6 protein-coding genes and 1 pseudogene are annotated in these 6,951 nt (G+C 34.6%); all 7 read right to left on the reverse strand.

Features of this window, described 5'->3' with window-relative positions:
* Positions 1–315: 315 nt before the first annotated feature.
* On the reverse strand, positions 316–543 hold the full coding sequence (locus ABID42_RS23875; protein WP_323260710.1) for a DUF2798 domain-containing protein: 228 nt from the start codon (positions 541–543) through the stop codon (positions 316–318).
* Positions 544–608: 65 nt separating this feature from the next.
* Positions 609–1,136, reverse strand: coding sequence for a DinB family protein (locus tag ABID42_RS23880; protein WP_367285804.1), 528 nt, complete (start codon positions 1,134–1,136; stop codon positions 609–611).
* Between the two features lie 209 nt (positions 1,137–1,345).
* The gene (locus tag ABID42_RS23885; protein WP_367285805.1) at positions 1,346–4,330 is read right to left on the reverse strand and encodes a glycoside hydrolase family 2 protein; all 2,985 of its coding nucleotides are present in this window, start codon (positions 4,328–4,330) and stop codon (positions 1,346–1,348) included.
* 159 nt (positions 4,331–4,489) lie between these two features.
* Entirely contained in the window at positions 4,490–5,218 is a 729-nt protein-coding gene (locus ABID42_RS23890) for an MBL fold metallo-hydrolase (protein WP_367285806.1), read from the reverse strand.
* A gap of 199 nt (positions 5,219–5,417) precedes the next feature.
* Positions 5,418–5,831: a hypothetical protein gene (locus ABID42_RS23895; RefSeq protein ID WP_367285807.1), complete on the reverse strand. Its 414-nt coding sequence runs from the start codon at positions 5,829–5,831 to the stop codon at positions 5,418–5,420.
* Positions 5,832–5,963: 132 nt separating this feature from the next.
* Positions 5,964–6,536, reverse strand: coding sequence for a hypothetical protein (locus tag ABID42_RS23900; RefSeq protein ID WP_367285808.1), 573 nt, complete (start codon positions 6,534–6,536; stop codon positions 5,964–5,966).
* 166 nt (positions 6,537–6,702) lie between these two features.
* Positions 6,703–6,951, reverse strand: a pseudogene (locus tag ABID42_RS23905) (transposase); the annotation flags it as partial.

Consider the following 6,951-nt stretch of genomic DNA (forward strand, 5'->3'; position numbering starts at 1 on the left):
CGAAGAAACTAAAGTTGTATTAAAAGAAGATTCGCTCGATAAAGACATTGTGCTAAAGGTTAGCTAATACTGTCAAGCTTTTTTAGGATGAGACAATAAGACCACTCCGAGTGAACTATAAGACCACTCTGAGTGAACTAAAGACCACTCTAAGTGAACTATAAGACCACTCCGAGTGAACTATAAGACCACTCAAAGTGAACTAAAGACCATTTTAAACATTAAAAAAACGCTTGAAGAAAGCCTTCAAGCGTTTTGAGTTGATTTAGGTCTATATAATCTGACTTTAATTGATATTCAATTAGCAACAAAACACTATTTATTCATTTCTGTTACTTTCTCTGCTAATTTACGAGCTTGGGGAATAATGATAAATGCAGAAAGATAGGCTACTGGAAACATGATACTCCATGTTTTAAGTAACTTGATTAACCAATCTTCACTCAGTCCATTATTTCTAAGCGTACCCACTAAAGCCATAATTAAGGTCATTGGAAATACAATAAATAAAGTATTGATGTACCTAAAGTATTTTTGTTTCATCCTTTAAAATGTTTTGTCTTGATTTCACGAGAGAAAATGCGATTATTATCTCGATAAAACCATCACTAGAATAATTTTTCTTGCGGTGGTTTTGCACCTGCTAAACGAATGTAAACAGTCGTTTGTCCTCTGTGATGTGTTTGATGTTCAAAATTTTTGTTTAATGCCGCCGCTTTTGTCATCTCGAAACGACCAAAAAGCTTAACGCTTTCATTTAACTTCTCTGGCGTCATTTTCTTAATGCCATCAATCACATAGTCATAACTTGCCAATACTAGCTTCGTTACATTCTCTTTCGATTTATCTGTTGATTTTTCAGATGCACCCATTCCAACTGGACTTTTTTCACCTGTAACAGCCGAAGTAAAAGTATAATTGGCATCTGTCAAGTGAAGCATTTGTTCTGCGAAAGAACGCATTTCAGGTGTTGGTTTTAATGAATAACCACTCTCTGGCATGGCGTCTAAATACTCTTTGGTATAAGCTTTTGCTCTTTCCCAATCCTTCACTAAATCTTCATTCGACTGTGCATTTACTGATTGAAACGCAGCAAAGGCGAATAATAACGATAGTAATAACTTAATTTTTTTCATGTTAATATGAGTTTTATAGCTGAATGAAATTGCTAAACTAATAAGTGAAAATATCTCCAGATAATTCCTTCAAACAGATTTTTTTCATTTTAATCTTTCAGTAGGAGCGATATTTTAAAAAAATTGACTGCTGTAAAACAAAAATGCTTGAAGTAATACCTCAAGCATTTCATGCTACCCTATTCTACTTTATCCAAAATTTTAATCTTTTATTTAACAGGAGAATATAGCTCTGCTTCAATAATGGCTAAGCTTCCTTTTGTATCAGCTTCTTTTCTGGATACTCCATCATCTAGTTTTTTCCCATTTACTTCTTTGCTATTATCATCCTGAATCTCTACTTGGTCAGCAAGTGCTATTTTAATTTTCTTACCAGCAATGGCTTTGAAACTTGCTGTAAAATAACCCAAATTACGAGTAATATTTCCTTTGAAAGCCTCTTTTCCATCAATTGAAATGCTGATTGGATAGGTTCTTGTTCTGAAATTATTCAGTTTCAAGGTTACTTCATTGATGCTACTGGTATTTGCAATTTCATATTCAATCCAAGCAGTATCCAACTTGCCATCGTTTACCCAATCGCTTGCTTCATTATCATCATAACTAGCACTCGCTTTCTCTTGATTTGCCCCAGCAGTAGCACTTACAATTGTTAAGGCTTTTCGAGTAACAGTAAATGCAGGAGACGAAGGCGTTGCTCCTCTTGATAAATTCGACATCAAACCATAAGACGGCAACTGTAAAGCCAAGCCATCTTTTACGTCAAAAGGAATAGATTTTAAAGAAATACTTCCTTCTTTCAGTCCATTTGCATTGGCATTAATAATAATATTGCCCGCAGTAAGTGTTGAGCGAATTAAGAAACGGTTTACGCCACATTCTACAGGCAATGTTTTTGATAAAATATAATTATCTGGTCCTTGTGCCATGCCTCCTCTCCATTCGGCTTCGCCAGTTAAAGAAAACTGGATTTCATTCAAAGCTGTCGGACAACGATTGCCTTTTGCATCTACAACTTCTACTTCTATCAAAGCTAAATCTGAGCCATTGGCAAATAATGATTTTGCTGGATTTATTTGGCTTAACTTAACGGCAAAAGGTTCGCCTGCGGTTTCATGTTTGGTTTCACAAAGCTTTTTGCCTTTTGCATCATAACCAATGGCTGAAATTGTTCCTGCTTTCCAAGTAACATTTTTGAAGGTATAAAGGAAACGATTGCTTTGTTCACCAAAACCTAAGGATTTACCATTGACAAATAATTCTACTTTATCTGCACTCGACATTACAGAAATATTTTTAGTAACACCTTCCTTATAATTCCAGTGACCAATGATGTGGATACGTGGTTTTTCTACATCAACCCAACCATCCCACATAATTTGATGTGCATAAAAACCGTCTTTAATGATACGGAGAGCATCTACTTCTCCACTCCTTCTAAAGTTTTCTGCTCCACGATGATGCGTATTACTTTCAGAAAAAACAATGTTTACACCTCCGCCATTAACACGCTTGCCTGTTCCCGGTCTTTCCTTCCAATATTCAAACCAACGAGTGATATTTTCAATGGCTTGCGTATCTTGATTACGATTGTAAACACTGGCGTCTTGTCCGTTATGGGTTGGTCCTTCACCTTCTTTATGATAGGGTGGCGAAAACTCATCCCAATATTTTCGTAAAGCTTCATCACGACTATACTCCATTTGCCACATCGGTTTTGATGCACTTTTGTTGATATAAAGCATTTCTCCGCCATATTCAGCTTCTTTACTGGCTAACATATTTCTGCTACCGATTGCTCTACCACCATGTGCATCATACATATTTCTGATGGCTTTCATTTCTTTCATGTGTTGCTCGCTGATTTGGTTATTGCCCGATTCATAAAAGATAATACTTGGGTTGTTTCGGTTATAAATAATGGCATCACGCATTACTTCTTTACGTTGCTCCCATCTTCTACCTTCAACATCCTTTTCAGAATCACCCGCTGGCATGGCTTGAATCAGCCCTACTCTATCACAACTTTCAACATCCTGTTTCCAAGGACTAATGTGCATCCATCTTACCAAATTGGCATTACTTTCTACCATCAATTGATTACTGTAATCACTCAACCAAGCGGGTACAGAAGCTCCAATGGCTGGCCATTCATTACTGGTTCTTTGCGCATAGCCTTTTAAATGAAGTACTCTATCATTCAACGTTAAAGCACCATTTTCGAAAGCAGTTTTTCTAAATCCTGTGGTGGTTTTTACTACATCAATTACTTGGCTATTGAGACTAACGGTAGTATATACATTATATAAATAGCCATAACCCCAACTCCAGAAATTCAAATCCTTGATAAATGATTCTGTTTTAACAATTTGGCTTTCGTTGGCTTGTAAAGTAATGGTTATAGGTTTGAAATTTGTAGTAATTCTTTTTCCTGTTACGGCATCTTCTACATAAGCTGAGTACTGAAAGGTCTTTGTCTCAGCGTATTCATTCTTTATTTCTGCTTCGGCTGTGACAGTCGCAGATTTTTGAGGAATGTTAAAATTTTTGGCATAAATATATACTCCCGTTGATTTTAAGTTGGAAAATAAAGGCAAAGTTTGGTATAATTTATCGGCAATATGCAGATATACATTCTTGGTAATGCCTCCATAATTGGCATTAAAGTTTTTATCATTCCATTGAAAACCACTTCTAGTAGCTTTTTCATGATAATTCCAAGCGTTATCAATTCTTGCAGCAATTACGTTTTCTTCGCCAAACTTTACTTCATTACTGATGTCGAAACCAAAAGCCATCGCTCCGTTTTCACTAAGCCCGATTGGCTTACCGTTTAGGAAAAACTCGCCTGCTTGTCTGACGCCTTCAAATTCTAGGAAAATTTTCTTTCCTTTTTGATTGGCATCAATCTTAAAATGCTTTCTGTACCAGATAATTCCAGTTGAGTGTTTTTCGATAGAAACTTTAAAGGCTTCGTCTTCATTAAAAGCACGAGGTAAAGTAACGGATTTCCATTCAGCATCATTAAATGCAACTTGCGAAGCTAGCGAATCATCGCCCACAAACATTTTCCAAGATGGATTAAAATTGTATTTGATTCTAGGATTAGGGTTCTGTTGGGCAATAGCCGAACAGAATAAGAAGCAAAGCAGTGCGCTTACACCACTTCTTCTTAAACAGAAGATATAATTCATTTTGAGAGCTTTATTGTTTAAATCTTTTGAATGACAAGCTATTAATTATATCCATAATTAATAAATCATCACCTGAGCATAAAGTGTTATCATCCACAGTTTTACTCAAAGCTCTCAATCCTACTTTGCTAACAAGTATAGCTTTTATAACAGCGTGAATTACAATTGTACCACAGCGTTTTCAACATCATGATACAACAAAATATGCCAATGCTCTTTTTCAGCGAGTATTTTCCATTGCTCACGCCAATTCATTGCTTTCTTTCCATCAAAATCATTTTTGTAAGCAAAATGATATTTCAAATAGCCTGTTTGTGGCAAATTATCTCCCCCATAAAAAGCAATTTGCTCGTTTTCTTTGATTAAAAATACTTGGTGAAAAGGCGTATGTCCGCCTACTACTTCATAGTAAATCTCAGGTGTCATTTGTCCTTTATCATCAGTCATCCATTCAATATTGGGCAGTTTTATAATCTCTTCTAAATGTTCAAAAAGGTATGATGTGTTTCCTTTTTGCTCTTTTACATAGTCCCATTCACGTGTTTGTATATAAATTTTTGCATTGGGGAAATTGGGGATAAACTTATTTTCGAAGAAATGTCCTATCCCCAAAACATGGTCTTTATGCAAATGAGAAATAAGTAATTTAGTGATTTGCTCTGGTTTAATATGTTCTTTGGCTAACAAAAGATGAATCAATGGAATTTCATTGATAATTCCGCCCAAACCAGTATCAAGCAAAATAAAATCATCATCTGTAATGATTAAAAAAGGTTGGACACCTACATTTAAGCCTTTCAAAACCGATTGGTTCTCGGCTGTTATTGATGTAAATTTTTTGTTTTTATCAACAGAGTAATTCCCTTCTTTGAGCGGTATAATTTGCATGGCTTAATGATTATCTTAAAAATCAATCAACATCTCTCTTAGTTTAAAGTATTACAATATTGTCAAATACCTCAAAGCAAAGCAATGTATCAATTAGATAAATTAAAATTATGCAAGATTTACTTTCTTTTAACCCTTAAATAAGTGTGAAGGGAAATAATAACCATAAAATCAATAAACCTCCTCTATTGCTGATGTTTTAGTCAATAATTTCGTCTAGGTCTTTATAAACCAAGTCCGCTCCAGATGGACTAGGGATAACAGCTAACTCAAGTCCTTTTAATTCTGCTCCGGCATATCCTACTCCATTAGTACTTTTCATTTCTTCAAGTTTATTCCAGTCATTTACTAATACTAATCCTGTTGCTTCAAAGCCATCTCCTTTTATTTTAATATCAAGATATTCTTTCCCATTATTTTCAACGAATTTGTTAAAAGTATAATGGAGTTCTTGTGGATTCGATTTTAGTTTTGTTGCTAGTTCATTTTTGTACTCCTTGGTAGTAGGAGAGAATTTCTCAAAAACAACATTAGCATTATCTTTTTCATTGTTGCAAGCAGTCAACAAAGTAAGACATAAAAGAGAGGTAATTTTCATCGTTGAAATGTTCATTGGTCGTTTATTTTAAAAGGGTTAACTAGTTAAAAATTCGTTCAAGACTGGGTCTTGGGGTCTTTATTAAAATAATTAGCACAAGTAATGCTTTGCTTGATACTTGGCTAATTTAGAGGTAATCAACTAACATCAATAAACCTCCTCTACTACTTCTTCTCCTGCATCAGATTCATCAAAAAGTTTGTTGATTCTTGGCTGAATAAACCAAATACCTATTGGGAAGAACCAAATCAAAAATATATCTCCGATATACTCACCCGAAGTAGATGCGGTTTGGCTTTCAACCGATTTCAATGCTTTTGCGATAAAATAAAAGCAGTAGAAAATACAAAACATTGAAAATAAATGTAAGGGAAGTATTAGTAAAAAAATCCAAGGTTCAATTGGACCTCCACTTGTAGAGTAGGGCATACTGACCACTAAAAATACTGATATTGCCAGAATGTAAAAAACAGGAAAGAATAAGAAAATCTTAAATCTTGTTAGGCTCATTTTAGCTTTTGCAGGCAGTTTTGGATAAAGATTTGTTCCTACTGCATAGAACCAGCCAAAGAAAAAGAACACAAAAAGTATCATCATTAAAGGAAAGACATAAATCGCACCAATGGTATAATTTATGAATGATGTTAAGTCAATGAAAAAAGGAAGTACGCAAGCAAATACAAAAAATTGCCAGTGTTTTAGTGTAAGAAAGAATTTCATTTTATATGTTTTGTTAAATTGTTTACGGTGTTGGTATTTAAGATTTCAGCTTGATTGGCATAGTATTTCACTACTACGTCAAGTTGGAGTTTTAAATTATCTTACAAAGGTCTCCAGCCTTTGTTGGTGTTTTTCACCAACAAGCCTTGCGTCAGCAACTCGCCAATTAACAATCTTCAAGATAATGAGTTAAGAAACCGAACTCATCAATATTCATTTCATAAAAACGATAAGAGGAAAACCAATATTTATCAGGGCTATTTGCTAACAACCATTTTCCTTTCAATGGATTAGCATGAATATAGGATAGCTTTTGTTCAATAACTTTTCGTGAATATAAATCTATACTCAAAGGATTTCTTTCCCAAAATTGATATTGCCTGTCTTTTAGATTCACTTCAAAATGAGGTAAAAC

The sequence above is a fragment of the Arcicella rosea genome (genome assembly GCF_040543805.1).
GTDB lineage: Bacteria > Bacteroidota > Bacteroidia > Cytophagales > Spirosomataceae > Arcicella > Arcicella rosea.